Annotated in this window: 33 protein-coding genes; 23 read left to right on the top strand and 10 right to left on the bottom strand. The window is 60.6% G+C overall.

The annotated features are described in order from the left end of the window. Nucleotides 1–8 precede the first annotated feature (8 nt). From D1222_RS05040 to sugE, 12 genes are all read left to right on the top strand, one after another. A complete protein-coding gene (locus D1222_RS05040) occupies nt 9–617 on the top strand; it encodes a YceI family protein (RefSeq protein WP_119453105.1) in 609 nt (202 codons plus the stop codon). Between the two features lie 106 nt (nt 618–723). Next, on the top strand, nt 724–957 hold the full coding sequence (locus D1222_RS05035) for a hypothetical protein (protein WP_119453104.1): 234 nt from the start codon (nt 724–726) through the stop codon (nt 955–957). 161 nt (nt 958–1,118) lie between these two features. Then, complete coding sequence (locus tag D1222_RS05030; RefSeq protein ID WP_119453103.1) at nt 1,119–1,697, top strand: hypothetical protein; 579 nt, start codon at nt 1,119–1,121, stop codon at nt 1,695–1,697. Nucleotides 1,698–1,753: 56 nt separating this feature from the next. Beyond that, on the top strand, nt 1,754–2,275 hold the full coding sequence (locus D1222_RS05025) for a hypothetical protein (protein ID WP_119453102.1): 522 nt from the start codon (nt 1,754–1,756) through the stop codon (nt 2,273–2,275). Nucleotides 2,276–2,362: 87 nt separating this feature from the next. Beyond that, entirely contained in the window at nt 2,363–3,421 is a 1,059-nt protein-coding gene (locus D1222_RS05020; protein WP_119453101.1) for an HpcH/HpaI aldolase/citrate lyase family protein, read from the top strand. Between the two features lie 40 nt (nt 3,422–3,461). After that, entirely contained in the window at nt 3,462–4,010 is a 549-nt protein-coding gene (locus D1222_RS05015) for a hypothetical protein (RefSeq protein ID WP_119453100.1), read from the top strand. Nucleotides 4,011–4,060: 50 nt separating this feature from the next. Further along, nucleotides 4,061–4,624, top strand: coding sequence for a TonB family protein (locus tag D1222_RS05010; protein ID WP_119453099.1), 564 nt, complete (start codon nt 4,061–4,063; stop codon nt 4,622–4,624). A gap of 36 nt (nt 4,625–4,660) precedes the next feature. Continuing rightward, nucleotides 4,661–5,098, top strand: a complete 438-nt coding sequence (locus D1222_RS05005; RefSeq protein WP_119453098.1) for a hypothetical protein — start codon at nt 4,661–4,663, stop codon at nt 5,096–5,098. A gap of 24 nt (nt 5,099–5,122) precedes the next feature. Next, the gene (locus D1222_RS05000; RefSeq protein WP_233348516.1) at nt 5,123–5,542 is read left to right on the top strand and encodes a nuclear transport factor 2 family protein; all 420 of its coding nucleotides are present in this window, start codon (nt 5,123–5,125) and stop codon (nt 5,540–5,542) included. Then, complete coding sequence (locus D1222_RS04995) at nt 5,539–6,087, top strand: GNAT family N-acetyltransferase (protein ID WP_119453097.1); 549 nt, start codon at nt 5,539–5,541, stop codon at nt 6,085–6,087. Before D1222_RS05000 ends, D1222_RS04995 begins: the two co-directional genes overlap by 4 nt. A gap of 33 nt (nt 6,088–6,120) precedes the next feature. Continuing rightward, nucleotides 6,121–7,083 carry an acetyl-CoA carboxylase carboxyltransferase subunit alpha gene (locus D1222_RS04990; RefSeq protein WP_182481868.1) on the top strand — a complete coding sequence of 321 codons (963 nt, stop codon included), beginning with the start codon at nt 6,121–6,123 and terminating at the stop codon, nt 7,081–7,083. Nucleotides 7,084–7,226: 143 nt separating this feature from the next. After that, entirely contained in the window at nt 7,227–7,547 is a 321-nt protein-coding gene (sugE, locus tag D1222_RS04985; protein ID WP_119453095.1) for a quaternary ammonium compound efflux SMR transporter SugE, read from the top strand. Nucleotides 7,548–7,585: 38 nt separating this feature from the next. Here sugE and D1222_RS04980 read toward each other — a convergent pair whose 3' ends face one another. The 3 genes from D1222_RS04980 to D1222_RS04970 all read right to left on the bottom strand — a co-directional run bounded on the left by D1222_RS04980 (nt 7,586) and on the right by D1222_RS04970 (nt 9,856). Then, complete coding sequence (locus D1222_RS04980; RefSeq protein ID WP_119453094.1) at nt 7,586–9,004, bottom strand: tetratricopeptide repeat protein; 1,419 nt, start codon at nt 9,002–9,004, stop codon at nt 7,586–7,588. A gap of 136 nt (nt 9,005–9,140) precedes the next feature. Further along, a complete protein-coding gene (locus D1222_RS04975) occupies nt 9,141–9,560 on the bottom strand; it encodes a GFA family protein (protein ID WP_119453093.1) in 420 nt (139 codons plus the stop codon). 41 nt (nt 9,561–9,601) lie between these two features. Next, the gene (locus D1222_RS04970) at nt 9,602–9,856 is read right to left on the bottom strand and encodes a TraR/DksA family transcriptional regulator (RefSeq protein WP_147371817.1); all 255 of its coding nucleotides are present in this window, start codon (nt 9,854–9,856) and stop codon (nt 9,602–9,604) included. Nucleotides 9,857–9,959: 103 nt separating this feature from the next. Here D1222_RS04970 and D1222_RS04965 point away from each other — a divergent pair, with 103 nt between their 5' ends. Beyond that, nucleotides 9,960–10,922 (top strand): ABC transporter ATP-binding protein, encoded by a 963-nt coding sequence (locus D1222_RS04965; protein ID WP_119453091.1) that lies wholly within the window; start codon nt 9,960–9,962, stop codon nt 10,920–10,922. After that, a complete protein-coding gene (locus D1222_RS04960; protein WP_119453090.1) occupies nt 10,919–12,376 on the top strand; it encodes an ABC transporter permease in 1,458 nt (485 codons plus the stop codon). Before D1222_RS04965 ends, D1222_RS04960 begins: the two co-directional genes overlap by 4 nt. A gap of 197 nt (nt 12,377–12,573) precedes the next feature. Here D1222_RS04960 and rpsU read toward each other — a convergent pair whose 3' ends face one another. Continuing rightward, nucleotides 12,574–12,831 (bottom strand): 30S ribosomal protein S21, encoded by a 258-nt coding sequence (rpsU, locus tag D1222_RS04955; protein ID WP_119453089.1) that lies wholly within the window; start codon nt 12,829–12,831, stop codon nt 12,574–12,576. A gap of 77 nt (nt 12,832–12,908) precedes the next feature. On the opposite strand from rpsU, the gene D1222_RS04950 reads away from it, so the two are divergent. The 3 genes from D1222_RS04950 to D1222_RS04940 all read left to right on the top strand — a co-directional run bounded on the left by D1222_RS04950 (nt 12,909) and on the right by D1222_RS04940 (nt 15,122). Then, nucleotides 12,909–13,532, top strand: coding sequence for a COQ9 family protein (locus tag D1222_RS04950; protein ID WP_119453088.1), 624 nt, complete (start codon nt 12,909–12,911; stop codon nt 13,530–13,532). A 48-nt stretch (nt 13,533–13,580) separates the two neighbouring features. Then, on the top strand, nt 13,581–14,519 hold the full coding sequence (locus D1222_RS04945) for a DUF481 domain-containing protein (RefSeq protein WP_119453087.1): 939 nt from the start codon (nt 13,581–13,583) through the stop codon (nt 14,517–14,519). A 147-nt stretch (nt 14,520–14,666) separates the two neighbouring features. Next, a complete protein-coding gene (locus D1222_RS04940; protein WP_119453086.1) occupies nt 14,667–15,122 on the top strand; it encodes a helix-turn-helix domain-containing protein in 456 nt (151 codons plus the stop codon). A 29-nt stretch (nt 15,123–15,151) separates the two neighbouring features. Here D1222_RS04940 and D1222_RS04935 read toward each other — a convergent pair whose 3' ends face one another. Further along, entirely contained in the window at nt 15,152–16,225 is a 1,074-nt protein-coding gene (locus D1222_RS04935) for a 5-(carboxyamino)imidazole ribonucleotide synthase (RefSeq protein WP_119453085.1), read from the bottom strand. Then, entirely contained in the window at nt 16,222–16,713 is a 492-nt protein-coding gene (gene purE / locus D1222_RS04930) for a 5-(carboxyamino)imidazole ribonucleotide mutase (protein ID WP_119453735.1), read from the bottom strand. Before purE ends, D1222_RS04935 begins: the two co-directional genes overlap by 4 nt. A 178-nt stretch (nt 16,714–16,891) precedes the next feature. Here purE and D1222_RS04925 point away from each other — a divergent pair, with 178 nt between their 5' ends. The 3 genes from D1222_RS04925 to D1222_RS04915 all read left to right on the top strand — a co-directional run bounded on the left by D1222_RS04925 (nt 16,892) and on the right by D1222_RS04915 (nt 18,638). After that, nucleotides 16,892–17,524, top strand: coding sequence for a GGDEF domain-containing protein (locus tag D1222_RS04925; protein ID WP_182481867.1), 633 nt, complete (start codon nt 16,892–16,894; stop codon nt 17,522–17,524). A gap of 116 nt (nt 17,525–17,640) precedes the next feature. Further along, the gene (locus tag D1222_RS04920; protein WP_119453084.1) at nt 17,641–17,808 is read left to right on the top strand and encodes a YdcH family protein; all 168 of its coding nucleotides are present in this window, start codon (nt 17,641–17,643) and stop codon (nt 17,806–17,808) included. A gap of 59 nt (nt 17,809–17,867) precedes the next feature. Beyond that, nucleotides 17,868–18,638, top strand: a complete 771-nt coding sequence (locus tag D1222_RS04915) for an SDR family NAD(P)-dependent oxidoreductase (protein ID WP_119453083.1) — start codon at nt 17,868–17,870, stop codon at nt 18,636–18,638. Between the two features lie 82 nt (nt 18,639–18,720). On the opposite strand, the gene D1222_RS04910 is transcribed toward D1222_RS04915, so the two are convergent. Both D1222_RS04910 and D1222_RS04905 read right to left on the bottom strand, forming a co-directional pair. Continuing rightward, nucleotides 18,721–20,052, bottom strand: a complete 1,332-nt coding sequence (locus D1222_RS04910; protein ID WP_119453082.1) for a cytochrome P450 — start codon at nt 20,050–20,052, stop codon at nt 18,721–18,723. Nucleotides 20,053–20,155: 103 nt separating this feature from the next. Continuing rightward, nucleotides 20,156–20,671 carry a DUF2244 domain-containing protein gene (locus D1222_RS04905; RefSeq protein ID WP_233348515.1) on the bottom strand — a complete coding sequence of 172 codons (516 nt, stop codon included), beginning with the start codon at nt 20,669–20,671 and terminating at the stop codon, nt 20,156–20,158. A 52-nt stretch (nt 20,672–20,723) separates the two neighbouring features. Between D1222_RS04905 and nth the strand changes: the two genes are divergently transcribed. After that, nucleotides 20,724–21,443, top strand: coding sequence for an endonuclease III (nth, locus tag D1222_RS04900; protein ID WP_119453080.1), 720 nt, complete (start codon nt 20,724–20,726; stop codon nt 21,441–21,443). Between the two features lie 130 nt (nt 21,444–21,573). Here nth and D1222_RS04895 read toward each other — a convergent pair whose 3' ends face one another. Continuing rightward, entirely contained in the window at nt 21,574–22,146 is a 573-nt protein-coding gene (locus tag D1222_RS04895) for an ActR/PrrA/RegA family redox response regulator transcription factor (protein ID WP_119453079.1), read from the bottom strand. Nucleotides 22,147–22,148: 2 nt separating this feature from the next. After that, nucleotides 22,149–23,546, bottom strand: a complete 1,398-nt coding sequence (locus tag D1222_RS04890; protein WP_119453078.1) for an ActS/PrrB/RegB family redox-sensitive histidine kinase — start codon at nt 23,544–23,546, stop codon at nt 22,149–22,151. Between the two features lie 92 nt (nt 23,547–23,638). On the opposite strand from D1222_RS04890, the gene D1222_RS04885 reads away from it, so the two are divergent. Next, a complete protein-coding gene (locus D1222_RS04885) occupies nt 23,639–24,277 on the top strand; it encodes an SCO family protein (RefSeq protein WP_119453733.1) in 639 nt (212 codons plus the stop codon). 66 nt (nt 24,278–24,343) lie between these two features. Next, a complete protein-coding gene (locus tag D1222_RS04880; protein ID WP_119453077.1) occupies nt 24,344–25,576 on the top strand; it encodes a polyhydroxyalkanoate depolymerase in 1,233 nt (410 codons plus the stop codon).

Here is a 25,576-nt window from a genome sequence, read left to right as displayed (position 1 = left end):
GACACCTCATGACCAGAACCGCCACTTTCGCGATGACCGCCCTCGGTCTTGCCCTTGCTGCCCCTGCCGCCATGGCAGAGCCGGTCGCCTATGAGTTCGACAAGGATCATACGACGATCATTGCGAGCTGGGACCATATGGGTTTTTCCAAGCAGGGCATCGAGTTCACCGATTATGACGCCAGTCTGATGCTGGACATGGAAGCGCCGGAGAACTCTTCCATCGAAGTGACCTTCAACCTCGCCGATGGCGGTTTCTGGGTTGGTACGCCAGATGATGACAGCTTCGAGAACCACCTGTCCTCTAGCGACCTGCTCGACGTTGAGGCCTTCCCGACGGCGACCTTCACTGCGACTTCCTTCGAGACCGAAGACGGCAAGACCGGCACGATGACTGGCGATCTGACGCTGAAAGGTGTGACCCACCCGGTGACGCTGGATGTCACGCTGAACAAGGCGGGCGAGATGCGCGGCACGACCAAGGCGGGCTTCTCCGCGACCGGCACGATGATGCGGTCTGACTGGGGCGTCGACTATGCGATCCCGGGCGTTTCCGATGAGCTCCAGCTGATGATCGAAACCGAGCTGGTCAAGGTCGCAGACGATGCGAGCGAATAGACTGCATTAAATTTGCGAGAGCAGCTTTTGCTGGGCCGGGCGCGTCATTATTATAGATGGCGCGCCCGAGTTTTTTTGGACGCCTCGTATCGTCTGGAGCTCTCTTATGGCTGCACTTTTCCGCGCCGCTGTTGCTGGCATTTTCATGTTTGAAATCTCTGCGGCTTTTTTCATGGGGCTTGCTGCGCTGCTCCTCTTCGCGCTTCACATTACGGGCGCGATCTTCTGGGGTGTCGAGGCGATCACGGCGATCGGCGCGCTCTATCTGAGCAGCCTCTTCTTCCGCAGCGCGCTGCGCTATGAGCGTCAGGCTGAAACGATCGAGCTGCGCAGCGAATAGAGCCGCCTCGAAGAGATCAAAGGGTCTTACGCGGCACCGGTTGCCAGGCTTTCTCAAGCCGACGTCCCGTAAGATCAGGGCTGCCCATTTCGGTCGAACGCCATTGACCTAGCGTGCGGACGCAGGTGCATTGGCGCCAGACAGATATGAGGACAGGCCCCATGCGATTTTCTTCCATCCTTTTAGGCCTCGCCTTTGTCGTGGCTGGGTGCGGCAATGATGCGGGTGAGACCCCGCCGCCGCCGCCCGCGACCCCTGCGCCAGAGGAAAGCCCTGCGCGCGTCGACGCACCGGGGCGGACGGCCAGCGTCTCCATTGAGGATTTTGAGCCGATCCTGGGCGATGGCTGGACGGGTAATCTCGTCTATGCCGACCCGAACGCCGAGAGCGGGCAGGGCACCGCCGATGTAGAGCTTGAGGTCAGCCGCGAGGGGCAGACGCTGACGCTCAATTTCTCATTTCCCGCATCGCCGCAGGGCGATGGCAGCGCACCTCTCGAAATCTCTGAGGACGGCGACTGGATCAATGATGAGATGGTGCTGCGGCGTGAGCAAAGCGGCGACATGCTGACCTTGCTGACCCGGCAGGAATGCATTGAGGGGCGTTATATTGCGACCTGCGAATACCTCTATGACATCTCCGAAACCGAGTTTTCCATCGCCAAGGCCTATCGCTTGGCCGGTGAGGAAGAGCAGCGCTTTGGCCACCAGTACAGCTTCCAGCGGGATTCCGCTGGTTAGGCTTTCAAAGGCGGGCACACGCGCCCTGCGCATACGATACTGAATTGGGGGAATGAATGCGGACGATTATCGGCCTGCTCGCTGCAGGTGCACTTGTCGCCTGTGCGCAGACGCCTCTGAGCGAGGACGCGGCTGAGCCGCCAGCGGTGCAGCCGGGGGATCTCGCTTTGCTTGAGGGCAGCTGGACGGGCAGCCTGACCTACCGCGATTACAGCCCGCCGCATGAAGATGTGACTATTCCGGCGACGCTGGAGGCTGACCAGCTGGACGAGGGAATTCGGCTGGAGTTGAAATATCCAGATGAGCCTTCGGCCTATGACAGGTCCATGCTGATCGCATCCGATGAAGGACGCACACTGAACAGCGAAACAGTGATGTCGCGGACGGCGACCGGTGACGAGGTCACGATCGTGACCACCTCCGACTGCGAGGATGACGGACGCCCGGCCCAGTGCAAAGTGACGTATACGCTCTCACCCCGCGTCTTCGAGATGAAGAAGATGGTCGCGCTGGATAGCGGTGAAGCCCCTTTCAGACGCAACGCCTATGCCTTCGTGCGTTTGGCCGAAGCAGACTGAAAAACGCTGCAGAATTAGAGCATTTTGCCGGACTGAATTGACGCACCGGCAGCGAGGGATATGTTGCGCCGCAACAGGAGGATGAGGATGAGCCAGAAAACACCGCGCAATTTTTTCAAGCCGCTCGCGATCGGCGCGCCGGACCCGATGCGGGAGCTTCCGGTTCGTCTGGAGCGGATGATCCATTTCGTCCCGCCGCATCTGGAGAAAGTGCGCGCCAAGGTGCCGCAAATGGCCGATCAGGCCGATGTGGTTCTAGCCAATCTTGAGGATGCCATTCCGGCCGACGCCAAGGATGCGGCCCGCGACGGCGCCATCGAAATGGGCAAGATGGTCGACTGGCAGGGTAAGGGCACGGGCTTCTGGAGCCGGGTCAATCCGCTGAACTCGCCATGGTTTCAGGAAGACGTTTCGCGCCTCGTGCTTGAGGCGGGTGAGCAGCTCGATGTCATCATGCTGCCCAAGGTTGAAGGACCGTGGGACATCCATTTCGCCGACCAGTATGTTGCGCAGCTGGAAGCCAAGGCAGGCCTGAAGCGGCCAATCCTTTTCCATGCGATCCTCGAGACCGCGCAGGGCATGGCGCTCGTTGAGGAGATCGCGCTCGCCTCTCCGCGTATGCAGGGCATTTCGCTTGGGCCGGCGGATCTTGCCGCAGACCGCAAGATGAAGACGACCCGCGTCGGCGGCGGCCACCCCTATTACCGGGTGGTGGACGACCCGAATGAAGACGGCTCCAAGCGTGAAAGCGCGCAGCAGGACCCGTGGCACTATACGATTGCGCGCATGGTCGATGCCTGCCGTATGGCCGGGATCAATGCGTTCTATGGCCCGTTCGGCGACATCGCCGACAGCGAGGCGTGTGAGCAGCAATTCCGCAATGCCTTCCTGCTGGGTTGTTCGGGTACGTGGAGCCTGCATCCAAGCCAGATCGAGATTGCCAAGCGCGTCTTCAGCCCGGCACCCGATGAAGTGAAGTTTGCACGCCGGATTCTCGAGGCCATGCCGGACGGCACGGGCGTCGCGATGCTGGACGGCAAGATGCAGGATGACGCGACCTGGAAACAGGCCAAGGTCATCTCTGACCTCGCTGATCTGGTGTCGGAAAAGGACCCGGAATTGGCCAAAGCCTACGCGGCGGACTAGGTTGGAGGGTGTATCCAAGAGCAATCAAGGAGACCACCCTTTGACCAAACTCACAAAAATCCTCGCAATTACAGCCGCCTCAACTGCGCTGGCAGGCACTGCTGCCGCGCAGATCGACTATCATGGCTTCAACCCGGAAACGGTCGACGCGCTGAATGAGCGCCTGCTTGAGCCGTTGACGAGTGAACAGCTGGAGATCCTCGCGCCGCACCGCGGCATCGAGGCCTGTGGAGGCACGTCTGGCGTCGAAATGCTGAAGCCTGAAGGCTGGGCTGGGCGCGCGGAAGGTGCCAATCCGGTCGGAGGGGATGTCGCGATGCCTTATCCGACAACGGCGCTTTCTCCGGAATTCCCGCCGCTTTACTCGGCTCTGGGTGTCGAGGGGGCTTGTGAGACGATCTTCAGCGTCAATGCGGCTGGCAAGACCGAAGACATTCTCGCAAACTGCACCTTGCCGAAATTCGCGCTCGCAGCGACGAAAGCGCTGGAAACACTTGAGTTTGAGCCTGCCGACGGGAAAGACACTGCCGAAACGGCAGACATAATGCTGCCCATGAATTTCTGCCTGGAGGGCGCGGCGGACGGTTAGGCGCGTTTCTTTCTTCCCACTCTGGCCCTCAACTCTGAAAGACCAAATCGATGAGACTTTCACATGCCCTGCCGGGTGCCCTCATGCTCGCGGGGTTGTCTGCCTGCGCGGTTGACCCCTATCCGCCTGCGCCCATCGACCAGCGCGGCATGAATGCGCCTGTCGGTCAGACGATGGGCGTGCAGCCTGGACAGATTGCGGCCTGTGGTCATGCGGGGGCGCCGGTTGCTGAGCTGCGCTATCCCGATGGCTGGCAGACGCGGCTTTCGCAGGTGCCAACCATGAGTTCGGGCGGTGGCGGCGATGAGCTTCTTGGCGGCGTGTCTGAGCCGGATGCCGTCGTTGGCACGGGTGTCCAGCCGATGACGCCGTCGCAGCCAGCCTATCCGGTCAGCGCGCGCAATGCCGGCCAGGAAGGGCGCTGCGAGATCCTGATGGATGTGAGCCCGGCGGGGACGCCTCAAAACATTCTGACATCGTGCTCTGCGCCCCAGTTCAACGCGCCGACGTATCAGGCTGCGACGGGCCTTCGCTTTGACCCGCCGCGCGAGGGCGGACGCTCTGTGCGGCTGGTCAATGTTGTCTATCCGGTCACCTATTGTCTGAATGAATAGAGGCAGCGCGAGCGACTGGCTGCCCGGGAGCAAAGCATGAAAATCTCCGTGGTGGCCGTTCTGGCGGCGCTTTTCGTGGGCAGCGGCGTTGCCGATGCGCAGCAGCGCGAGGTCTGGCAGACTGAGATCGGGACGGTGGTCTATGACCATGAGACGGCGCGCGGTGAAGCGGTGCTGACTTTTCCGATCGCCAATAGCGAGCAGCGCGGGGTGGCTTTCATCCCGCAGCTGGCCGGAAACCGGACCAATCGCGACGTCTTCTACGGCCTCTGGGTTGAACCGGACGGGTCGGGCGCGCCTGCCTGCGATTTTGCGATTACCGATCCTGAGACGAATACGCCGCGCCAGACCTGGGGACGTATCCAGATGATCTTTGTTGATCCTGGCGTTCCCTCAAGCTGGGTCTTGCGCCGGGGCTATTGTTTCGACGACTATTCGGAATTCCTGATCGGTCGGCCGGTTGGGGGCCGGTAGACACAAAGAGACGAGGGGACGCGCATGGTGGCGACGACAGGGTATTCAGACAATCTGCAGCGCTGGATGGACTATTTTCACGGGGACCATGACGCTGCAGCGCTTGATGCGATCCTGCATGACGATGTCGTGTTCCAGAGCCCGATCGTCCACACGCCCCAACGCGGCAAGCCGATCACCATGATGTATCTTGGCGCGGCAGGTGAAACGCTCGGCAATGACAGCTTTCGCTATGTCCGCATCTTTGATTGCGGCGACAAGGCGGTGCTGGAGTTCGAGACCGAGATGAACGGCATTCTCGTCAACGGGATCGACATGATCGAGTGGGATGAGGCGGGCCTAATCACTGACTTCAAGGTCATGGTGCGCCCACTTAAGGCCATCGAGACGGTCCACGCGTCGATGAAGGCCATGCTGGAAAGCATGAAGGCGAAACGCGCATGAGCGGGCGGCCTGTGCCGGTCATCCTGACCGAGCGGCTGAAACTGCGTGCGCATGAAGCGTCAGATTTTGACGCGCTCGCTGCCCATTGGAGCCATCCGGAAACGATCCGTTTCATTGGTGGGTCGGCCCGTTCCCCGCATGATGTCTGGAACAGGAATGTCCTGCGCAACCGCGGGCTCTGGGAAGTTCTGGGTTATGGATACTGGCTAGTTGAGGAGCGCAAGGGCGGGGCGTTTGTCGGCGAGGTCGGCTTTGCCGACTTTCACCGCGACACCGAGCCGGGCTTCTGGGGCGTGCCGGAATGCGGCTGGGTGATTTCGCCCGACAGGTTCGGGCAGGGCTATGCGAGCGAGGCCGTCAAAGCCATTCACGACTGGCTGGATAGCGAGACCGAACACGTCAAATGCTGCTGCATCATCGACGCTGAAAACGCGCCTTCGATCCGGATTGCGGAGAAGATTGGCTACGTCCAACACGGCACGGTGCGCTTCAACGAAGAGGATGTGATGTATTTTGAGCGTGCCAAGGGCGGGCAGAGCGCCTAGGAATCGCCCAAAAGCAGCACTAGGTTCATCATTATGCCAACGACCTATCTCGATTTTGAAAAGCCGATCGCAGAGCTCGAGACAAAGATTGCCGAGCTGGAAGCCGTGTCCCAGCAGGGTGAAGGCCCGTCGATTTCCGATGAGCTGAAGAAGCTCAAGGACAAGGCTGCCAAGCAGCTGAAGGACACGTATTCCTCGCTGACGCCGTGGCGCAAGACGCAGGTTGCCCGCCACCCGGAGCGCCCGCACTTCAGCGACTATATCGAGCAGCTATTCGAAGACTTTCAGGAGTTGGCAGGCGACCGTGTGTTCGGCAATGACGAAGCCGTGATTGGTGGCCTTGCGACCTTCCGGGGCCAGAGCGTCGTTGTCATGGGCCATGAAAAGGGCCGCAACACTGAAAGCCGTCTGCGCCACAATTTCGGCATGGCGCACCCTGAAGGCTACCGTAAGGCCGTGCGCCTCATGGATCTGGCCGATAAGTTCAACCTGCCTGTGCTGTCCTTTGTGGATACGGCTGGCGCGTTCCCCGGCAAGGCGGGCGAAGAGCGCGGCCAGGCCGAAGCGATTGCGCGCTCGACCGAGCGCTGCTTGACGCTGACAGTGCCGATGGTGTCCCTGATTATCGGTGAAGGCGGCTCCGGCGGCGCGATTGCCATCGCAGCGGCCAACCGCGTCCTGATGATGGAGCACTCCATCTATTCCGTTATCTCACCGGAAGGCTGCGCCTCGATCCTTTACCGCGACTCGGCCAAGGCGCGCGATGCGGCAGAAGCGATGAAGATCACCTCTGAAGACCTTCTGAAGCTGAAAGTCATCGACGATGTCGTGAAGGAGCCGATTGGCGGCGCCCACCGCGACCCGCAGCGCGCCGTCAGCCAGGCAGGCAAGGCCATCGAGAAGGCGCTCAGCCAACTGGAAGGCCTGTCCCCAGCCGAACTGAAACGCCAGCGCCGCGAGCGGTTCTATGCGATTGGGCGCGAGGGTCTGAACTAAGCTTCAGAAGTCAGCGTCTATAGCCCTTATGGTTCGACTTTGGTCACCACGTGGGCCTCAGTGTAAGAAAAGGCAGGCCACGTCCTCGCCCTCATGGGAGAAAAGTCCGGGACGGCCCGGCGCTTTTCCGATGAGGTCATGCGATGGCGTGGATCATTCTTTTCGTGGCCGGACTGCTTGAAGTCGTCTGGGCCTATTTCATGAAGCAGTCGGCCGGTTTCACCCGGCTCTGGCCGAGCGTGATCACGCTGACGGCGATGATTGGCAGCTTTGCGCTGCTGTCATGGTCAATGCGCGTCCTGCCGCTGGGCACAGCCTATACGGTCTGGACCGGTATTGGCGCGGTCGGCGCCTTTGTCCTCGGCATCGTCTTCCTGGGCGAAAGCATCAGCCCCATGCGCATCGCCGCAGCAGTTCTGATCCTGTCAGGGCTGGTGTTGATGCGCCTCTCGGCAGCGAGCTGAATGGGCCTGCTGCGAAGGCTGGCATCGATATTGCGTCGCTACGGTCTGTAGTATCGGTCGTAGTGCTGTTCGGTCATGCATTCATAGGTGGCGCGGCCGCCTTGATAGATCATTCCGCAGACCCGCTTCTGGGAGGGCTCTGTCGGCCTATCGTACAGGCCATTGATGAAAGTTTGAGATCGGCCGCGACTCTCAGCCAACCGGTTGCGTTCTGCTTCATCCCGGCGGCGGGCCTCACGTTGTGCCTCGACCACTCTGCGCGCATTGCGCTCGTCGATTGATCGTATTTCTTGCACTGTTTCCACGAGGCGGCAGGCGTCGGACCCTCCTAACTCGCAGCCTCGCTGACCATAAGCCAGCGCTTTCTCGTCATTCTGCTGCCGGCCGAGTTTGCTGGTCAGGTACGCCGACCCGAGCAAATAGCAGCCGCGTGCGCCGCCGAGTTCGCAGGCCTTGTCATGGTAAGCGACAGCCAAATCGACATCACGATATTCCTCCGGGCCGGTTTCATGAATTATGGCCAAGTTTTCGCAGCCCACGGAGCCATCCAGAGAGCACGCCTTGGAGTAAAACGTCATAGCCTTCGCAAAATCTGTCTCCAGGCCAAGTTCGCCGTTCTCGTGCGCCCAGCCGAGATTTGCGCATCCTCTAGTGTCTCCCCACTCACAGGCCTTTTCATAGAGTTCAGCAGACAGTGCAGCATCGACCGGCAGGCCTTGCTTTCCATGCTGATGGAAACTGGCGAGTGTAAAACAGTTGGAGGCGAGATTGATGTCGCAGAGCGCACGTTCAAGCGCGCTTCGTGACTGCGTGATAGTCACTTCACCTGATGACGCCAACGCATCAGCCTTCTCACAATATTCGCTCAGGAATTCTTCATCCTGCCACGCCAGCGCGCAGGTCTTCAGAGCGTAGATGTAAGAGAGGTTCGGGTCTCTTGCGATCAGATCGCCACCACCATCGTCGTAGGAAATAGCCATTGTTTTGCAAGAATGACCGTCATCCAAACGGCAGGCCTGTTCAATCAGATCGACACCACGTTGGCCGTCCTTCTCCCAATTGCCGCCTCGAATATACTCCCAGCCGAGGAAGTCGCAGAGTGGCGCTATGCCGCCATCACATGCCTTCTCAGCGTAAGGTTTCGCATTGAGCACATTCTGGGCAACCTTTTCGCCGCGAATATAGTAGGTCGCAGCCATGGCACAGGCTTGTGCGTTGCCAATCTCGCACGCGTTCTCGAAGGCCGGCAAGGCTTGCTGATATTCACCGGCCTCGTCCAAGTCCCACGCATTCACACCGCTATTGTCCGACTGCGCCATGGCAGCCGGTACTGCCGACAATAGAAAGCCTAAGGCTGCGACCAGAAGGAAATGAAAACGCATTTTGTCCCCGCAATTTTTATCCGTGCCAGATCGTTGAAGCTCTGATCGCTTTTGCGTCAGACGATCAGCAAGCATTCAGGGCTGATTACCTTTCGCGGCACTGGATTCTGTCCCCATATGCAGATAACCGCGCTTGCAACGCCCCGGCAACACACTTCGGGTGGTTTAGATGGTCGCGAAAGTGAAGTTGTCGGCAGCGAGCTGGTCCGGCTTACCAGCGGGCGGTTTCGCTGATCGTGAAGCCGTGGCGCCTGAAGCCGAATGCGCCTTCACCGGTCCAGTTCTTTCCGTCCGGGAACTGGACCGGCACGCCGTCCAGAAGGTCAGGGTCGAAGAGGCGCATGTTGACGCCCACCATGTCGTTGACCTTGTGCGTGTCCCTGAAGGCGTCGGTGCGGACCCAGTGCGTTGTCGCCCCGCAGGATTTGCAGGAATGAACGTCTACGGCGGCGAGCGTCTTGTCGCTGCGCGCATATCCGACGGTCTCGCCGTCGGTAGTCACCGCTTCAGGCTTGAAATAGCCCCAGGCGCTGCCCGTCTTGCGGCAGAGGCTGCAATTACAGTCGAAGATGAAGTCCGGCTTTGCGTCGATGGTCACGCTGACGGAGCCGCAGAGGCAGTTGGCTGTCATGATGTTCTATCCTGATTGAAGTCTGCCTGAAGGAGGCGGGCCTAGTCTTCCCGGCAGGTATCGCAGCTTTCGACAGTGGGGTCATGCTGTAAGCGCTCAAGGTCGATCCGGTCGCCGCAATAGAGGCAGTGGCCGAACTGCCCGCGATCAAGGCGCTTTAATGCGGCCTCTACGCGCTGGAGTTCTTCGTCCCTGTCGATACTGGTTGCGCCGATCGTGTGCGTCTCGTCCATGTCGGTGCCAGCGCTGTGAGGCGGTCCGGCACGTCCCATTCCCTGACCCATACGAGGCTTCATGGGATGGAGCCTGCGCGCTGTTTTAAGTCTTGGCAAGGGCTAGCCAGGAAACCTCAGTTTGGTTTATCGATAGTCGAGAAGTTTTAGTCTTCCCGGAGGGAATATGGGGCCTGCGCCACTCGAACTGAACGCCGTAACGAAGCGCTTTGGCGCTTTCACGGCGGTCCGCGACCTGAGCATGAGTGTGCCGAAGGGCAGCATTGTCGGCTTTCTTGGTCCGAACGGTGCGGGCAAGTCGACCAGCCTGCGCATGGCGCTCGGTGTGCTGAGCCCGGATGAGGGGAAGGTCAGTCTTTTCGGTGCGTCGCCTAATATTGAGAGCCTGCGTCATGTCGGCTTCCTTCCCGAGGAGCGCGGCCTCTACAAGAAGATGACGGCGCGGGCGACCATCTCCTATTTCGCGCGGCTGAAGGGCATGAGTGCGAGCGAAAGCCGCAAGCGTGCCGATGAGTTGCTTGAGCGTATGGGTCTTGGAGAGTTTGCCCGCTCGCGCGTGTCGAAGCTCTCAAAGGGCATGTCGCAAAAGGTGCAGATCCTGTCATCGCTGGCGCATCAGCCGGACTTCCTGATCCTCGATGAGCCATTCTCCGGCCTCGACCCGGTCAACCAGCAAGGGCTGGAAGACATGATAATCGAGGAGCACAAGCGCGGTGCGACGATCCTGTTTTCAACCCATGTGATGGAGCATGCCGAACGGCTGTGCGACTCCATCGTGATGATGGCGCGCGGGCGCAAGGTGTTCGACGGTACGCTGGACGAGGCGTTTGGTGCGCTTGGCCGCGCCGTGCTGATCGGCGTGTCAGAAGGGTTCTACCTTGATGCGGCGCTGAAGCCGAAGGGCTTTGAGATTAGTGAGCGCAGCGGCGATGTCTGGCGGGTGAAGCTGCCTGCTGGTGTCGATGCGCAGGATGCCCTGCGCGCCGCGATCGATGCCGGTGCGCCGATTACGAGTTTCAGGCCGGAAGAAGCGCGTCTGCGGGACGTCTTCGTATCGCTCGTTTCCGAAGCCGAAGCTGAAGACCTTCGCCAGTCGCTTGCTGGTGATGCTGCGAGGAAAGTCGCATGATCCGTTCCATCTATCTCGTCGCCCGCCGCGACTATCTTGGTTATGTGCAGGCCTGGGGCTTCTGGCTCGGCCTGTTGTTGACGCCGCTCCTGCTGGCCGTCGCCATGATGGCGCCGACATGGGCGGAGAACTCACAGCCGACACGCTACTTCGCGGTTATCGAGAGCGGCGATGCCTTCTCGACCGTGCTTGATGCCGAGATCAATGAGAACCGCGTGGAGGCGGCGAGGCTGTCCCTGGACCCGGCAAGCGTCATGGGCACTGCTGAGCCCAATGAGGCGCTTGTGACGTTTGATACGGCGCTCGCTGATGGTGCATCTGTAGAAGACGCGCTGGATCGCGCAGGTAAGCCTGCATTCGAACTACCACAGGCGGGCTTTGTGCAGGTCCCAGCGCCGGCCACCACGCAGGACGCGATCACGCCTTACCTTCTTGGTGAGCAGCTGATCGACACGCCTGAAGGGCCGCTGCCGCTCTTTGCCGCGATCTTCGTGCCGGACGGCGATGGCGAGATTGAATACTGGAGCGAGAACGTCACCGCCGACACGCTGCTGCGGCGAGCAAAAGCCGCGGAGCGGACGCTGGCCGAGCGGCGTATCTTTGAGAGTGCCGGCGTTGACCCTGCGCTCCTGAACCGCGCCAGCCAGGAAACGCGGCCCGTGACCGAACGCCGGGCCCGCCCGGCTTCGTCTGAAGGTGGCTCACAGGTGACCATGGCCGACAGGGCGCCTTTCTACGCGTCCATCCTGATGGCGTTCATGCTGTGGTTCCTGATCTTCTCGGTCGTGAACTACCTTCTGATGGGGACGATCGAGGAGCGCTCCAACAAGATTTTCGACAGCCTTCTGACGTCTGTGAAGCTGCCGCATATGCTGGCGGGTAAGCTGCTGGCCGTTCTAGCCGTGGCGCTGACGCTGATGGCGGTCTGGGCGATTGGTACGACGATCCTTGCCACAGCGTTTGCCAACATGATTGATCCGGGCATTCGCGGGCCAATCTTTACGGTGCTTGGCTCTGTGGGGGACGTCCAGCTTCTGCTGCCGGCGCTGCTGAGCTTCGTGCTTGGCTATCTGATGTATGGCGCGATCTTCCTCGCGCTCGGTTCACTCTGTGACACGATCCAGGAAGCCCAGACGCTGATGACGCCGCTGATCGTGATGCTGATGGTGCCGATGTTCATGATCACCGTTGCCATTTCCGATCCGGAATCACCGCTGATCGCCGTGATGAGCTGGGTGCCGGTGTTTACGCCGTTCCTGCTGATCCTGCGTATTCCGACGGTGATGCCGTTCTGGGAGATTGCAGGACTGCTCATCCTGATGATCGCAGCCTCGCTTCTGGTGCTGTGGCTCGCCTCACGCGTCTACCGCGCGGGCGCGGTACATGGCGCAGGCGTTGGCGATGTCGGCAAATGGTTCGGCAAGCTGGTGCCGGGGAAGAAGTCAAAGGCTTAGGTCTGCTTCGCCCCCTCCGCCTGCCGGCACCTTCCCCGTGAACGGGGGAGGACATACAGCATCAATATTGGGTTCTACCTCCCCCCGCGAGCGGGGGAAGTGGCCGCGAAGCGGTCGAAGGGGCAGCTCCAGACATGAAAAAGCCCCTCCGGCCAGGGCCGAAGGGGCTGATTTCACGCCAGATTGGCGGTCTGGTTCTAGGCCAGACCCTCGCGCTGGGCGCGCTTACGAGCAAGTTTGCGAGCGCGGCGCACAGCTTCCGCCTTCTGGCGGGCCTTCTTTTCGGAAGGCTTTTCAAAATGCGTGCGGGATTTCATTTCCCGGAAGAGACCCTCACGCTGCATCTTTTTCTTCAGTGCGCGAAGGGCTTGTTCGACATTGTTGTCGCGGACGACGATCTGTACGATGGTCAAATCTCCATTTGTTTTCCCAGCCGGTAGAGCCAACTGGGACATAGTCTGGCGTGATCAGATACTTGTGAAGGCGCGCCTATAACACCAATTTTTGAGCTTGCCTACTCCCGGAGCCAGCAATGACAGCAGAACGCCCGTCGGTACGACTACAGGATAAATGGCTGGAAAGCCTGCTGCCGCATGTCGCTGACATGGGCTGGACGGACCAAGCCTATACGACATCAATGCGCGAGGCCGGGATAAGTTCCGATGAAGCTGCACTCGCGGCGCCAAATGGCATCGGCGATCTTGTCGAGCGGTTCTTCGATAGAGCCGAGGAAGACATGCTGGCGGCGCTGGCAGAGAGTGATCTATCGGACCTGCGCACACATGAGAAAGTGGCTGCAGGCGTGAAGGCCTGGCTTGGTGCGCTGGAGCCGCACCGCGAGGCGGTGAAGCGGGCCTCTGCGCGCGGCTTCCTGCCGTGGAATACGCCAGATGCCGCGCAGCGGACCTGGAAGACAGCCGATGCGATCTGGACGGCTGCGGGCGATACGGCGACGGACTATAACCGGGAAACCAAGCGCGGCCTTCTGTCCGCGGTGCTGCCGCCTATCGTGCTCTATTGGCAGAATGAGCCGGAGGAAGCTGACCTTGATGCCTTCATCGAGAAGCGCCTTGAGAATGCGATGACCTTCGGCAAGTGGGGCTCAAAGATAGCCAAGCCCGGTCTTGAGCTGCTGGACAGGTTGCGCGGGCGGTGAGACGCCGGGTAAGAGGGCCGCACTACCCAATCAGACCGGATTGAAGGCATGTTCGACCTTTTACTTGCGCCAGCAATCGCTGGTGGCGCAGCCCCTGCCATTATCACCCCAGATGTTGAAGAGCTGCCCCGCGCCGTTCACCGGATGATATCGGCGGCGATGAACACGCATGATCCGGCTCAGGTGGATGCGGTCATCGCAGCGGCGAAGATGGCCTATCCGCAGCACGCTGCGAAGATTGACGCCGTTGTCGAAGATCTGAGCCTGCCCGTAGAGCCACTGCGCATCCAGCCTCTGGTGGTGCCCGCCCCGAAGCCTGCACGGTTCGGCGGTGCGCACTATTGGGAAGATCGCAATGGTGAGATCTCGCTGAGTGCGGCGGAAACCAAGGGCAACACCGACACGCTGTTTCTTGGCCTGCATGGCAAGCTGAACCTGAAGCGGCGTTCGCAGATCCACCGTCTGGAGACCTATGCGAACATGGCTGAGGCCAATGGGGTGGACAGCCAGAACAATTGGGGCGCGTCCTATCAGCTCGATACGCTCTGGACCGATGCGTATTTCGGCTATGTGCGCGGGTCTTTCGCGCGCGATGATTTCGCGGGGTTCGAGACGGATGCCTTTGCAGGCGTCGGCGCGGGTGCGTATCTCATTCAAGGTGCGGCGATGACGCTGCGCAGCGAATTTGGGCCGGGCTATCGCTTTCTCGATATCGCCAAGAAGGAAGGCACGGTCGGCTCCATCGGTCTTTATGGCGCCGCTGAGTTCGACTGGCTGATCGATGAGGACTGGACGCTGGAGCTGGACACGAAGGTCAACTTCTCAGGGCCGACCTCTACCGTGCACCCGACGCTGCGCATGAATGCGGACGTCTCCGATCATGTGCAGGCAGGCGTCTCCTATGATGTGCGTTACGAGTCCAATCCGCCACTGAAGAGCGAAAGCCTCGACAGGATCCTGCGGTTCAATGTGAAATACAAATATTAGGCCGGACCGGGCAGGCTGGCGGCGCGCTGGCATGGGAGTGTCATGCGTGTGGCGGGCTGCTGGCGGGTGCGTGGCGTGGCCTGACGGGGCGGGTTTGGGCTTTCTTGTGGCTCAGTTTAAACACAGCCAACCGAAAGGAAGAGGGTCATGCAATTCAGGGCCGATGCAGAGAAAATAAAGCGCTGGCGCGAGGAGCGTCACTGGTCGCAGGAACACCTTGCCGAGCTTGCCGGGATAGGTCTGCGCACCGTCCAGCGCATCGAGAAGGGTGAGCAGGCCTCTGGTGAGTCGATCAAGGCGCTGGCGGCTGCATTCAACGTCGATGCCATGGCGCTGACGGTAGATGCGAAATCGGAAGCGGCAAAGGCCGCCGTGCAGACTCATGCGGAGGGGCTCGCCGCGCTGAAACTCTCCTTCTGGATTCACCTCGGAAGTTGGGCGCTTGGCATGCTGGTCTTCCTGGCGATCGGCGTTACCAAGCAAAGCCTGTTTGCCATGGCCGTCCCGGCGATGTGGTGGACTGTCGGTCTCGCAGGACATGCTCTCGCCGTCCTGATTGTCGCGCTTGTCGGTCACTATGAGAAGCAGCAGGGGCCAGCCTAGAGGGACGGCTTGGTCTCGAGCTTGGGGGACTAAGCGCGCCCAGTCCGCCTGACAATGTGGCCCATCTTGCGGCCGGGCTTGGCGTCACGCTTTCCATAGAGGGTGAGCACTGTGCCTTCCGGATAGGAGGATGGCGGGGCGAGCGCCTCGTCGCCGAGCAGGTTTTCCATCTCGGCATCGAAGTGACGGGTAACGGGCGCGAGGGGCCAGCCGGCGACAGCGCGGATGTGCTGTTCAAACTGGCCGGTGGCACAGGCTTCCGGGGTCCAGTGACCGGAATTATGGACGCGCGGCGCCATCTCATTGGCGAGCAGCGTGCCGTCTTTCAGGACGAACAGCTCCAGTGCCAAGACGCCGACATGGCCGGTCTCTGTCGCTAGTGTTTCGGCAAGCTTGCGGCCGCGCGCAATGACCTCATCGGAAAGCCCGCAAGGCACGGTCGAGCGCTTCAGGATGCCGCTTTCATGGTCGTTCTTGCTGGGGTCGAATGCGGTCATGGAGCCATCGACGGCGCGGGCAATGACGACAGAGATCTCGCGCTCAAAAGGGACAAGCGCTTCGAGGATCGCAGGTGCTTGCCCGATCTCATTGTACGCGGCGGCAAGGTCGTCGCCGGACTTCACGCGGACCTGACCCTTGCCATCATATCCGTCGCGGCGGGTCTTCAGGAGGCCTTCGCCGCCGAGCGCCCCAAGCGCGGCTTTTAGCTCGTCGACGCTATCAACGGGCGCAAACTTGCCCGTTTCAATCCCAATGGCGTTGAGGAACTGCTTCTCCGACAGGCGGTCCTGCGAGACTTCCAGCGATTTTACACCGGGCCGGACGGCCGTACCTTTTGAAACGAGGTAAGCGACCGATGCGACGGGAATGTTCTCGAACTCATAGGTGATGACATCGCAATTCTCAGCAAAGTCGCTGAGGGCGGTTTCGTCATCATAGTCCGCGTCCCAGTGACCGGCGGCGACGCGGGCAGCAGGTGGGCTTTCGCCCGGGCAGAAGATGTTCACATCAAAACCAAGCTGGGCAGCGGCCGCCGCCAGCATGCGGCCAAGCTGGCCGCCGCCGAGGATGCCGATCACTGATCCAGCTGGAAGCGGGCTCATCCCTCTGGCGCCTCGCCGACGCTGTCGGTCTGGGCCTGGCGATAGGCGTCGAGCTTGGCTGCGACGTCGCCATCATTGAGCGCGATGATGGACGCGGCGAGGAGGGCAGCGTTGACCGCGCCTGCTTCGCCAATGGCCAGAGTGCCGACAGGGACACCTTTTGGCATCTGAACGATGGAAAGAAGGCTATCCATGCCTTTCAGCGCTCGTGATTTCACGGGCACGCCCAGCACAGGAAGCGGTGTCATGGCGGCGGTCATGCCTGGCAGGTGGGCGGCGCCGCCCGCGCCCGCGATTATGACCTTGAGGCCGCGGTCCCGCGCGCTCTTGGCGTATTCGGTCAGGCGGTCAGGCGTACGATGTGCAGATACGATGCGCGCCTCATGGGCAACGTCAAGCTGCTGGAGTGTTTCGCAGGCGAGCTTCATGACAGGCCAGTCCGACTGGCTGCCCATGATCACGCCGACGCTTGGTTGGGATGCACTCATTTGCTGGCGCCCCTCTTTCAGGAAGCGGCAGAACATAGAGGTCGGCCCTGTTGCGTCAAGACGTGCTGTTCTGCTGGTCCCTGCGGGTATTCCAGCCTATAGTTGGCGCATGGACAGACCAAGTGAGCAACAGGCCCGAAGCGGCAGGATCAGACGGGCAACGACGCCCGCCGAGAAAATGCTGGAAGCATTGGACCTGCCCCTTGCGTGCGGTGACGTAAAGGTAGACGCAGGCATGCGCGCACTGGCCGAGGAAGTTCTCTATCTTCGCGGTCAGGAAGCGCGTCTGCACAGGGCGCTTTCTCTCTCCGAAGCGCTTGCGGACCGTGATGCGCTTTGTCCCGTCTTCAATCGCCGCGCCTTTGTGCGGGAAATTTCGCGGGAGATGGCCCTTTCACGCCGCCACGGAAGTTCGCTTTGCCTCGTCTATATCGACCTGGATCGTTTCAAGCTGGTCAATGACCGCTTTGGCCACGCGACGGGCGACAAGGCGCTCAAATCGGTTTGCAAACTCATCAATTCCAACATTCGCGAGACGGACATCGTTGGGCGTCTCGGCGGTGACGAGTTCGGGGTCATTCTTTCCCACGCCCTGCGAAGCGATGGTGAGGCGAAAACTGCCGAGCTGACGAAGCTGATCGGCGACATGGTCATTACCGCGCCGGATGGGCGGACCGGTGAACCCGTGTCTCTCGGTGCCTCATGCGGGATCGTTCAATGGGATGGGCGCATGGGCGCGGACGCCCTGATCGCGGCTGCTGATGAGGCGATGTACCGCTCAAAAACTGTGCGCCGCCAGACGCCTAAATGAAATCCTCTTCATGCCGACGATTTTTCGTCGATTCTGCGTGACCGCCTTTTTCTGATGTGATTTACTGTGACCTCAAAAGCACAGTTTTCTCATCAGCAAGAAAGGAGCATGATACAATGTCACTACAAGGACGTATCGCCGAACTCTCTAGCCGCCATCAGCGTCTTGATGAGGAGATTGAGCAGGAGCAGAAGAGGCCCGCAGCCGACGAAACCCGGCTTCATGATCTCAAACGCCGCAAGCTCAAGATCAAGGAAGAGCTTCACCACCTTAAACCGAACTAGTCTGGCAGTCTGGCGTTACCTGATCCGGTGGGGCGCTTGCTGCCGGATCAGGAGCCCAGATGGACCAGCCAGTTACCCTTATTCTCGGACTTGGCCAGATGACTGGCGAAGCCGTGGCTCGCCGCTTCGCTGAAGAGGGTCATGCGGTTGTCGCCTGTGACCAGAGTCAGAAGCGGGTTGAGAAATTTGCCGATAGTTTGCGTGACCGGGCGATTGTCCATCAGGAAGATCTCGACACGCAGATCGGCGTGAAGAATGCGCTGGCCGCGGCCCTGGAAGCTTATGGCCGGGTCGATCACATTGTGGCGGTCCCGCCAATTCCGCCCAAGACGGCTTTCACCGAAATCAATGTGGCGGAGTTCGAAAAAGCGCACATGAAAGCGCTGCGCACCGCTATTCTGACTCTTAGAATGTTTGAACGCCACGTCGCCAAACGCGTCGATGAGGCCGGGGAGACGCTCGGCCGGAAGAAGCAGTTAGGGTCGGTGACATTCGTGCTTTCACTCTCGGCCCAGCAGGTCAGCGAAGGCGACTTCGCCGACGCGGTGATGCAACACGCCATTCTGGGTGTGGTGCGATCGGGCGCAGTTGATCTGGCGTCCAAGGGTATCCGTGTGAACGCGATATGCGCCCTTCGCCCGCGTGCCGAAAGCGAGGACCCGTCGCTGCGCAAGCGTACCCCGCTGGGCCGCGCCAGCCTTGCCGACGAGATCGCAGAGGCCGCGCTGTACCTGTCCTCGCCAAAGTCAGCGATCATAACGGGCGAGACGCTTATCATGGATGGCGGGCGCTCTCGCCTCAGCGGTATTATCGACGACTTCGAGGACTAGTCGCACCGCGATATGCGCCGAAAAAAAAGCCCCGCAAGCCTGACAGGCCGCGGGGCTTCAAGTTTCTGGGAGGGTATTAAGTCTACTTCTTCGGGTGCAGGATGACCGGCATCCAGGTGTAGCCCTTCACGAAGGAATGTGCGTTGCGCTCTGGCTCTTCCAGCACTTCGATATGGTCGAAGCGTTCCAGCAGCTCTTCCCAAAGGATGCGGAGCTGAAGTTCAGCCAGGCGGTTGCCGACGCAGCGGTGGATGCCGAAACCGAACGCGATGTGGTTGCGGGCCTGCTTGCGGTCGATGTGGAGGCGATATGGATCTTCGTCCCAGAACCGCTCGTCGCGGTTGGCTGACACATACCACATGGCGACCTGTTCGCCTTTCTTGATGGTCTTGCCGCGAATTTCGACGTCCTCGAGCGCGGTGCGACGCATATAGGCGAGCGGCGTCTGCCAGCGGATGACTTCTGACACCATATTCGGGATCAGAGATGGATCGGCTTTCAGCTTTTCGAACTGATCCGGCCACTTGTTGAGGGCATGGACCGACGCCGTCATGGAGTTGCGCGTCGTGTCATTGCCGCCAACGATAAGCAGGATCACGTTCCCGAGAAGCTCCATCGGGGTCATGTTCTTGGTCTTTTCGCCGTGGGCGAGAAGGCTCATCAGGTCATTCTTGACCGGCTTGGACTGGCGGTCCTGATAAATGCCCATGAATGTGGTCAGGCACTCCATGAGTTCCTGCTTCCACTGGTCGAGGCCACCCGGGCAGATGTCCGGATTGTGCGGGTTGGTCGCGACGTCCGACCAATGGGTCAGCTTGCGGCGATCTTCGAACGGGAAGTCGAACAGGGTCGCGAGCATCATGGTGGTGAGCTCGATCGAAACCGTGTCGACCCAGTCGAATGGCTCATTGACCGGCAGGGAGTCGAGCAGGCCTTGGGTCCGCGAGCGGATCAGCGGCTCGAATTCCTTGAGCATGTTTGGTGCAACCGCCGGCTGGACGGTCTTGCGCTGCTCAGAGTGGCGGGGCTCATCCATGGCGATGAACATTGGCAGTTCGAAGTCTTCGAACGGCTCACCGAGCGTGATGCCGCCATATTCCCAGGACGATGAGAAGCGCTTGTGGTCGATATCGACGTCGCGGACGTCGTCATAGAGCGTCACGGACCAGTAAGGGCCGGCAAAGCTGTCCGGTGTGTAGTGGACCGGATCATTGTCGCGCATCCATTTGAAGAAATCCCAATGGGCGTCGCGGCGCCAGAGCTCCGGATCCAGGATGTCAAACGTCTTCATGTCGACGTCTTCCGGCGACGGGATTGGCGCACCGCGGTCGAGATGGAATTCCATCAGCTTTTCGCGTGCGGTCGTCTTTGGCCGCTCAAGATTGTGGGCGATCTTCGTTGCTGTATCAGCCATTTCTTTGCCTCCTGATCTCCCGGTATTCCGGTGAGCTTTTTCGTGTACCTGACCAAAGGTAACACAGGGCAAATGAAAAAACTATGACGCAGGCGTCATTTTTTTATGCGTAACGTTCGGCGCGGGCTTTTTCGATGGCGGATTTCAGCGCGGTGTGGAGGGACTTGCGCTCGCCGGGCGTCAGAAAGCGGCCGATCACATAGGCCTGCTGGCCATGAGCGAGTTTCAGCTCGCTTGGCCGGCGCTCTGGAAAGTCGAGGCTGAGCCGGGCAAAGCCGGTTGGTAGTTCGACACGGCGCGGCTCACTGCCCGGCGCGGTGTGCGAGAGGGCGATCCGTTCGGCAGTCACTTCGATACGCGTTTCCTGGCGCAGGCTGTGGAAGCTGGCGCGAAAGGCGAGCCAGATGGCGAGCGCGTCGAGGCCAAACCAGGCAATGACGGGCACGGCGCCCATCGACAGGAACATCATTCCGCCGACAAAGCTCATGAAGCCGACGAGGCCCATGACAACGAGAAACGCACGCGGGCTGAGCGCTGTGTGCGGGGTCAGCGTGGCGTCGAAATAAACAGTGGATTGGCTGTTTGTCATGGCGAAGCGGAAAATATTGCTGTCTGCCACGCAGGCAAGTTGACGCTTGATCGCAGCGCCGCGGCATTTACACCTCGCACCCATGGCAAAGACCCCGACCAAGACACGCAGGAAACGCCGCTCCCCGACGCTCGGCCCAGAGAAGACGGCGCAGCTCTATGCGGCGCTCGCCGAGGACAGGCCCGCCCCTGAGACAGAGCTGAACTATCACAACCCTTTCACCCTCGTCGTGGCTGTCGCCCTGTCGGCGCAGGCGACAGATGTCGGCGTGAACAAGGCGACCAAGAGGCTGTTCGAGATCGCCGATACGCCAGAGGCGATGCTGGCGCTGGGTGAGGAGGGCGTCGCCGATCACATCAAGACGATCGGCCTTTGGCGCAACAAGGCGAAGAATGTGATCGCGCTTTGCGAGCTTCTGATCGAGGAGTTTGGCGGCGAGGTGCCACAAACCCGCGATGAGCTGACACGGCTGCCGGGCGTCGGGCGCAAGACGGCGAATGTTGTGCTGAACGAGGCCTTCGGTCAGCCGACCATCGCCGTCGATACGCACATCTTCCGCGTTTCAAACCGAACGGGCCTCGCGCCCGGTAAAAATCCGGATGAGGTGGAAGACCAGCTCGAACGCGTGACACCGGACGAATTCAAGAAGGGCGCCCATCACTGGCTGATCCTGCACGGGCGCTATGTCTGCGTGGCGCGAAAACCGAAATGCTGGCTGTGTACCATCAGCGACATCTGCAAGTTCAAGGACAAGACGCCTGACCCGGCGCGGAAGGAGTCAGACTTGGGGCCGAAGGGGTAGTAGTTCAAAATCGAGAGATGGACCTCGCCCTTCGACAGGCTCAGGGTGAGGTCTACGGGGTGCGGGCCACAAGCGTACCCTCATCCTGAGCCTGTCGAAGGATGAAGCCGCATACGCAAGATTAGTAGAACTAACGCGGCGCGCGTTTCGCCAGGATGCGCTGCAGGGTGCGGCGGTGCATGTTCAGGCGGCGCGCCGTTTCCGAGACATTGTGATTGCAGAGCTCATAGACGCGCTGGATGTGTTCCCAGCGGACGCGGTCTGCAGACATCGGATTCTCTGGCGGCTCTGGCAGGCTGTCGCCCTTGTTGACGAGGGCGCGGATGATGTCTTCGACTTCGGCGGGCTTGGCGAGATAGTCGACGGCGCCAGCCTTCACCGCAGCAACTGCGGTCGCGATCGCGCCATAGCCGGTGAGGATCACCGCGCGCGCATCCGGGCGGTACTGCTGCAGCGTTTCAACGACGTCGAGACCCGAGCCGTCCTCAAGACGAAGATCCAGCACCGCGAAGGCAGGCGGGTTCATGCGGGCGATGTCTTTGGCTTCATTGGCGCTTGAGACGGCAGACACGAGAAAGCCCCGCTGCGTCAGCGCCCGGGCAAGTCGCTGCAGAAATGGGCCATCATCGTCAAGTATCAGGCAAGTGCGGTCCTCTACATCCTTGAGGGCCTCATGAATTTTGACGGTAACGTTATAGTCCATGATCAAGTCTCCACTGTGGGACCATTTATTTGCATTCGCTCGGATTCCAAGCTTTCCAGTGCGCTTCGTGGCCACACCGCCTGCACAATTGCGCCTTTACGCGGTGGGGTGCGATTACGCGTCGCAATCCGCCCGCCCGTTCGTTCAATCAGTGTTTTCGCGATGAAAAAGCCAAGGCCCATGTCACCGCCATGGAGATGGGCCTCGCCGCGCTGGGAAACATAGGGCTCGCCGAGCTTGGGCATGACGTCGGGCGCAAAGCCCGGCCCATCGTCACTGATGGTGACCATGAACTGCTTGTCGGTCCAGCTGGCAGCCGCCTTGACGTGGCTGTCGGCAAAGCTGACGGCGTTCTCGACGAAGGCCCCGAGGGCGTGCAGGACTTCAGGGCTCCTGCGGATGGTCGGGATGCGGGGCTCTCCATCCTCCCCAGCCGACCAGGTCACGTTGAGGCTGACCCCGAGGCCCTTGAATGGCGCAGCCGCTTCCTCCACCAGGCTGGAGAGCGGCATATTGGCGTGGACGATGTCTTCGGCTTCGCGTGAGCGGCTGAGCTGGCGAAGGATGTCGCGGCATCTGTCAGCCTGCTCCGCAATCAGTCGCACGTCGTCGTGATGCGGGTCATCGGGCTTCAGGTCTCCGGCGAGCTCCTTGGCAACGAGGTGAATGGTGGCCAGTGGCGTGCCAAGCTCATGCGCGGTCATCGCGGCCATGGCGCCGAGGGCTGAGAGCTTCTGCTCACGCGCCATGACGACAGACGCTGCATCCATGGCGCGCACTAGCCGGGCTTCGTCCTCACTCAGGCGGACGGACGAGACCGCAAAGAAGACGATAGCGAGGAAGAAGGCGGCGAAATGCCCCCACTCGAACAGGGCTGGCAGATAGAGACTGCTGCCTGCATACCACGGAAGGTCGAGCGCGAAGGCCGGCATCAAGGCCGCAAGCGCGATGGCCATGCCTGCAATGATCGCAGAATAGCGCGGGCGAAGGCTGCTCGCGGCCACCGTGACGGGTGCCAGCAGGAAGAGGAGGAAGGGGTTGGAAAGCCCACCCGTGAGACCCAGCAGAAGCGCCAGCTGCAGCGTATCGAAGCAGAGCTGGAGCGCAGCTTCCCAGCCTTTCAGAAGGACCTGATCGCGCATGGCGAAGGATAGGAAGACGTTAAGCCAGGCTGAGGCGGCAATGACTGTCAGGCAGGGTCCGAGCGGCACATCGAAGCCGAGGACGAAATTGACGAAGAGCACAGCCGCCGTCTGCCCGCCAACGGCGAGCCAGCGCAGCGTCGTCAATGTGCGAAGGCGGGCGCGGCCACGCGCTGCGTCCACACCGGCGAGGCCGGTCGGCAGCAGGCTGTAGAGTGCCTGTTCTATTCCTTCGCGGGACGCGTGGGCGTCGTCCATCCTTGCCTCTTTCAGCTGTGCCGCAGCATGCGACACTGTAGCGGCGCGGCGCCACCTTGATCGAAGCACCTGCCCAACGCATACGTAGCCGCATGCGTATCAGATCGACAATTCTCTTAGCATCATTCCTTCTCGCGGCAGCCTGTAGCGGCGCGAATGAGGGGAATGAGACCGCAGCCTCTGGCGAAACGGCAAGGTCTGGCGGGCCAGTCGCGGGGTGTACATCGCGCGCCTATGAAGAGATTGGCGGTCCGTTTGAGTTGACCATGCACACAGGCGAGCGCGTCACCCAGGAAAACTTCATGGGCAAGCCGTCGCTGGTCTATTTCGGCTTCACCTATTGCCCTGATGTGTGCCCGGGGACGCTGGTGGCGATCAACAATGCCTATAGCCGCCTGCCAGAAGACATGGAGCGCCCGCAAACGCTGCTGATCAGTGTCGACCCGGAGCGCGATACGCCAGAAGCGCTGGCTGACTATGTGCAAAGCAATGCGTTTCCCGACGGCCTCGTCGGCCTGACGGGTGCGCCGGAAGAGATCGAAGCGGTGGCGAATGAGTTCAGCGCCGCCTTCTCACGCGTTGAGACCCCTGAAAGCGTGGCCGAATATACGATGGACCACACATCGCTCATCTATGTGATGGGCCCCGACTGGAAGCTGAAAACCTTCTTCTCCGAGACGATTACCAATCCTGAAGAGATGGCGACCTGTCTGGAAACCATCTTCGGCTAGAACTGGCTGATTGCAAAAGGCCGTTTCCCCGCCTATGTTGCGCTGCAGCATACGGAAGGTGACGCTTTGCTTTACGCTCTTGTTGAAATGAACCGCGCGGCCATGGCGCCGCTGCGCCTGCAGGCCAAGGCAACTGCGTCCTTCTGGAGCTCACCGATCAATCCTGCGCGCGACAGTGAAGCGGGCCGGGCCATTGCGGCCGCCGCGAATGTGTTCGAACGCGCCACCCGCTATTACGGCAAGCCTGAGTGGCAGATCGAGTCGACTGAGATTAATGGCAAGTCGCATGCGGTCATGCCTGTCACGGCCTGGTCGTCGCCATGGTGCCAGCTCATCCATTTTGAAACGGCAGGCGCACCGGCAAACCGGCCCGACCTGATCATCGTCGCGCCGCTGTCCGGCCACTACGCAACGCTGCTGCGCGGCACGGTCGAAGCCTTCCTGCCAACCCATAATGTCTACATCACGGACTGGACTGATGCGCGCATGGCGCCGATCTGGTTCGGCCGTTTCGATCTCGACGACTATATCGACCACATCCAGGACATGCTGGCATTCCTCGGCGCAGGCGCGCACGTGCTGGCTGTTTGCCAGCCCGGCCCGCCGGTCCTCGCTGCGATTTCGATGATGGCAGAGGACGGGTCGGATGCGCTTCCAGCGACGATGACGTTCATGGGCTCACCCATCGATGTGCGTCGCTCTCCGACTGTGCCGAACCTTCTTGCTGAAGAGCGCAGCCTCGACTGGTTCCGCTCCAAGATGATCCACACCGTGCCACTGCCATGGGCAGGGGCTGGCCGCCGGGTCTATCCGGGCTTCATCCAGCTCAGTTCCTTCATGCATATGAACTGGGAGCGTCACGTCGACGCCCAGCACCGCTTCTTCGAGCATCTGATCGAGGGTGATGAAGACGGCGCTGAGAAGCATCAGGCATTTTATGACGAATACCTGTCCGTGCTGGACCTGACCGAAGAGTTCTACATCCAGACGATCGAGCGCGTTTTCCAGAAGGCGCTTCTGGCCAAGGGCGAATACCGCTACCGCGACCAGCGCCTCGTCAAACCAGAGGCGATCTCATCTGTCGGCCTGATGACGGTCGAGGGTGAGCTCGATGACATTTCCGGTATCGGTCAGACGCAAGCCGCCCATGACCTCTGTGCCAACATTCCGGACACGCTGAAAGAAGACTATGTGCAGCCGGGTGTCGGCCATTACGGCGTGTTCAATGGCTCGAAATTCCGCGAGCAGATCGTGCCGCGCGTGATCAAGTTCCAGAGACACGTGACCAAGACGCGCTAG

The organism is Henriciella algicola (assembly GCF_003576245.1).
Taxonomy (GTDB): Bacteria; Pseudomonadota; Alphaproteobacteria; order Caulobacterales; family Hyphomonadaceae; genus Henriciella; species Henriciella algicola.
Note: the sequence above shows the minus strand (reverse complement) of the source record. Positions and strands in the feature narration are given on the sequence as shown.

Coding starts and splice junctions, on each gene's coding strand:
- D1222_RS05040 (WP_119453105.1), top strand. CDS start 9: ATGACCAGAACCGCCACTTTCGCGATGACCGCCCTCGGTCTTGCCCTT.
- D1222_RS05035 (WP_119453104.1), top strand. CDS start 724: ATGGCTGCACTTTTCCGCGCCGCTGTTGCTGGCATTTTCATGTTTGAA.
- D1222_RS05030 (WP_119453103.1), top strand. CDS start 1,119: ATGCGATTTTCTTCCATCCTTTTAGGCCTCGCCTTTGTCGTGGCTGGG.
- D1222_RS05025 (WP_119453102.1), top strand. CDS start 1,754: ATGCGGACGATTATCGGCCTGCTCGCTGCAGGTGCACTTGTCGCCTGT.
- D1222_RS05020 (WP_119453101.1), top strand. CDS start 2,363: ATGAGCCAGAAAACACCGCGCAATTTTTTCAAGCCGCTCGCGATCGGC.
- D1222_RS05010 (WP_119453099.1), top strand. CDS start 4,061: ATGAGACTTTCACATGCCCTGCCGGGTGCCCTCATGCTCGCGGGGTTG.
- D1222_RS05005 (WP_119453098.1), top strand. CDS start 4,661: ATGAAAATCTCCGTGGTGGCCGTTCTGGCGGCGCTTTTCGTGGGCAGC.
- D1222_RS05000 (WP_233348516.1), top strand. CDS start 5,123: ATGGTGGCGACGACAGGGTATTCAGACAATCTGCAGCGCTGGATGGAC.
- D1222_RS04995 (WP_119453097.1), top strand. CDS start 5,539: ATGAGCGGGCGGCCTGTGCCGGTCATCCTGACCGAGCGGCTGAAACTG.
- D1222_RS04990 (WP_182481868.1), top strand. CDS start 6,121: ATGCCAACGACCTATCTCGATTTTGAAAAGCCGATCGCAGAGCTCGAG.
- sugE (WP_119453095.1), top strand. CDS start 7,227: ATGGCGTGGATCATTCTTTTCGTGGCCGGACTGCTTGAAGTCGTCTGG.
- D1222_RS04980 (WP_119453094.1), bottom strand. CDS start 9,004: ATGCTTGCTGATCGTCTGACGCAAAAGCGATCAGAGCTTCAACGATCT.
- D1222_RS04975 (WP_119453093.1), bottom strand. CDS start 9,560: ATGACAGCCAACTGCCTCTGCGGCTCCGTCAGCGTGACCATCGACGCA.
- D1222_RS04970 (WP_147371817.1), bottom strand. CDS start 9,856: ATGAAGCCTCGTATGGGTCAGGGAATGGGACGTGCCGGACCGCCTCAC.
- D1222_RS04965 (WP_119453091.1), top strand. CDS start 9,960: ATGGGGCCTGCGCCACTCGAACTGAACGCCGTAACGAAGCGCTTTGGC.
- D1222_RS04960 (WP_119453090.1), top strand. CDS start 10,919: ATGATCCGTTCCATCTATCTCGTCGCCCGCCGCGACTATCTTGGTTAT.
- rpsU (WP_119453089.1), bottom strand. CDS start 12,831: ATGTCCCAGTTGGCTCTACCGGCTGGGAAAACAAATGGAGATTTGACC.
- D1222_RS04950 (WP_119453088.1), top strand. CDS start 12,909: ATGACAGCAGAACGCCCGTCGGTACGACTACAGGATAAATGGCTGGAA.
- D1222_RS04945 (WP_119453087.1), top strand. CDS start 13,581: ATGTTCGACCTTTTACTTGCGCCAGCAATCGCTGGTGGCGCAGCCCCT.
- D1222_RS04940 (WP_119453086.1), top strand. CDS start 14,667: ATGCAATTCAGGGCCGATGCAGAGAAAATAAAGCGCTGGCGCGAGGAG.
- D1222_RS04935 (WP_119453085.1), bottom strand. CDS start 16,225: ATGAGCCCGCTTCCAGCTGGATCAGTGATCGGCATCCTCGGCGGCGGC.
- purE (WP_119453735.1), bottom strand. CDS start 16,713: ATGAGTGCATCCCAACCAAGCGTCGGCGTGATCATGGGCAGCCAGTCG.
- D1222_RS04925 (WP_182481867.1), top strand. CDS start 16,892: ATGCTGGAAGCATTGGACCTGCCCCTTGCGTGCGGTGACGTAAAGGTA.
- D1222_RS04920 (WP_119453084.1), top strand. CDS start 17,641: ATGTCACTACAAGGACGTATCGCCGAACTCTCTAGCCGCCATCAGCGT.
- D1222_RS04915 (WP_119453083.1), top strand. CDS start 17,868: ATGGACCAGCCAGTTACCCTTATTCTCGGACTTGGCCAGATGACTGGC.
- D1222_RS04910 (WP_119453082.1), bottom strand. CDS start 20,052: ATGGCTGATACAGCAACGAAGATCGCCCACAATCTTGAGCGGCCAAAG.
- nth (WP_119453080.1), top strand. CDS start 20,724: ATGGCAAAGACCCCGACCAAGACACGCAGGAAACGCCGCTCCCCGACG.
- D1222_RS04895 (WP_119453079.1), bottom strand. CDS start 22,146: ATGGACTATAACGTTACCGTCAAAATTCATGAGGCCCTCAAGGATGTA.
- D1222_RS04890 (WP_119453078.1), bottom strand. CDS start 23,546: ATGGACGACGCCCACGCGTCCCGCGAAGGAATAGAACAGGCACTCTAC.
- D1222_RS04885 (WP_119453733.1), top strand. CDS start 23,639: ATGCGTATCAGATCGACAATTCTCTTAGCATCATTCCTTCTCGCGGCA.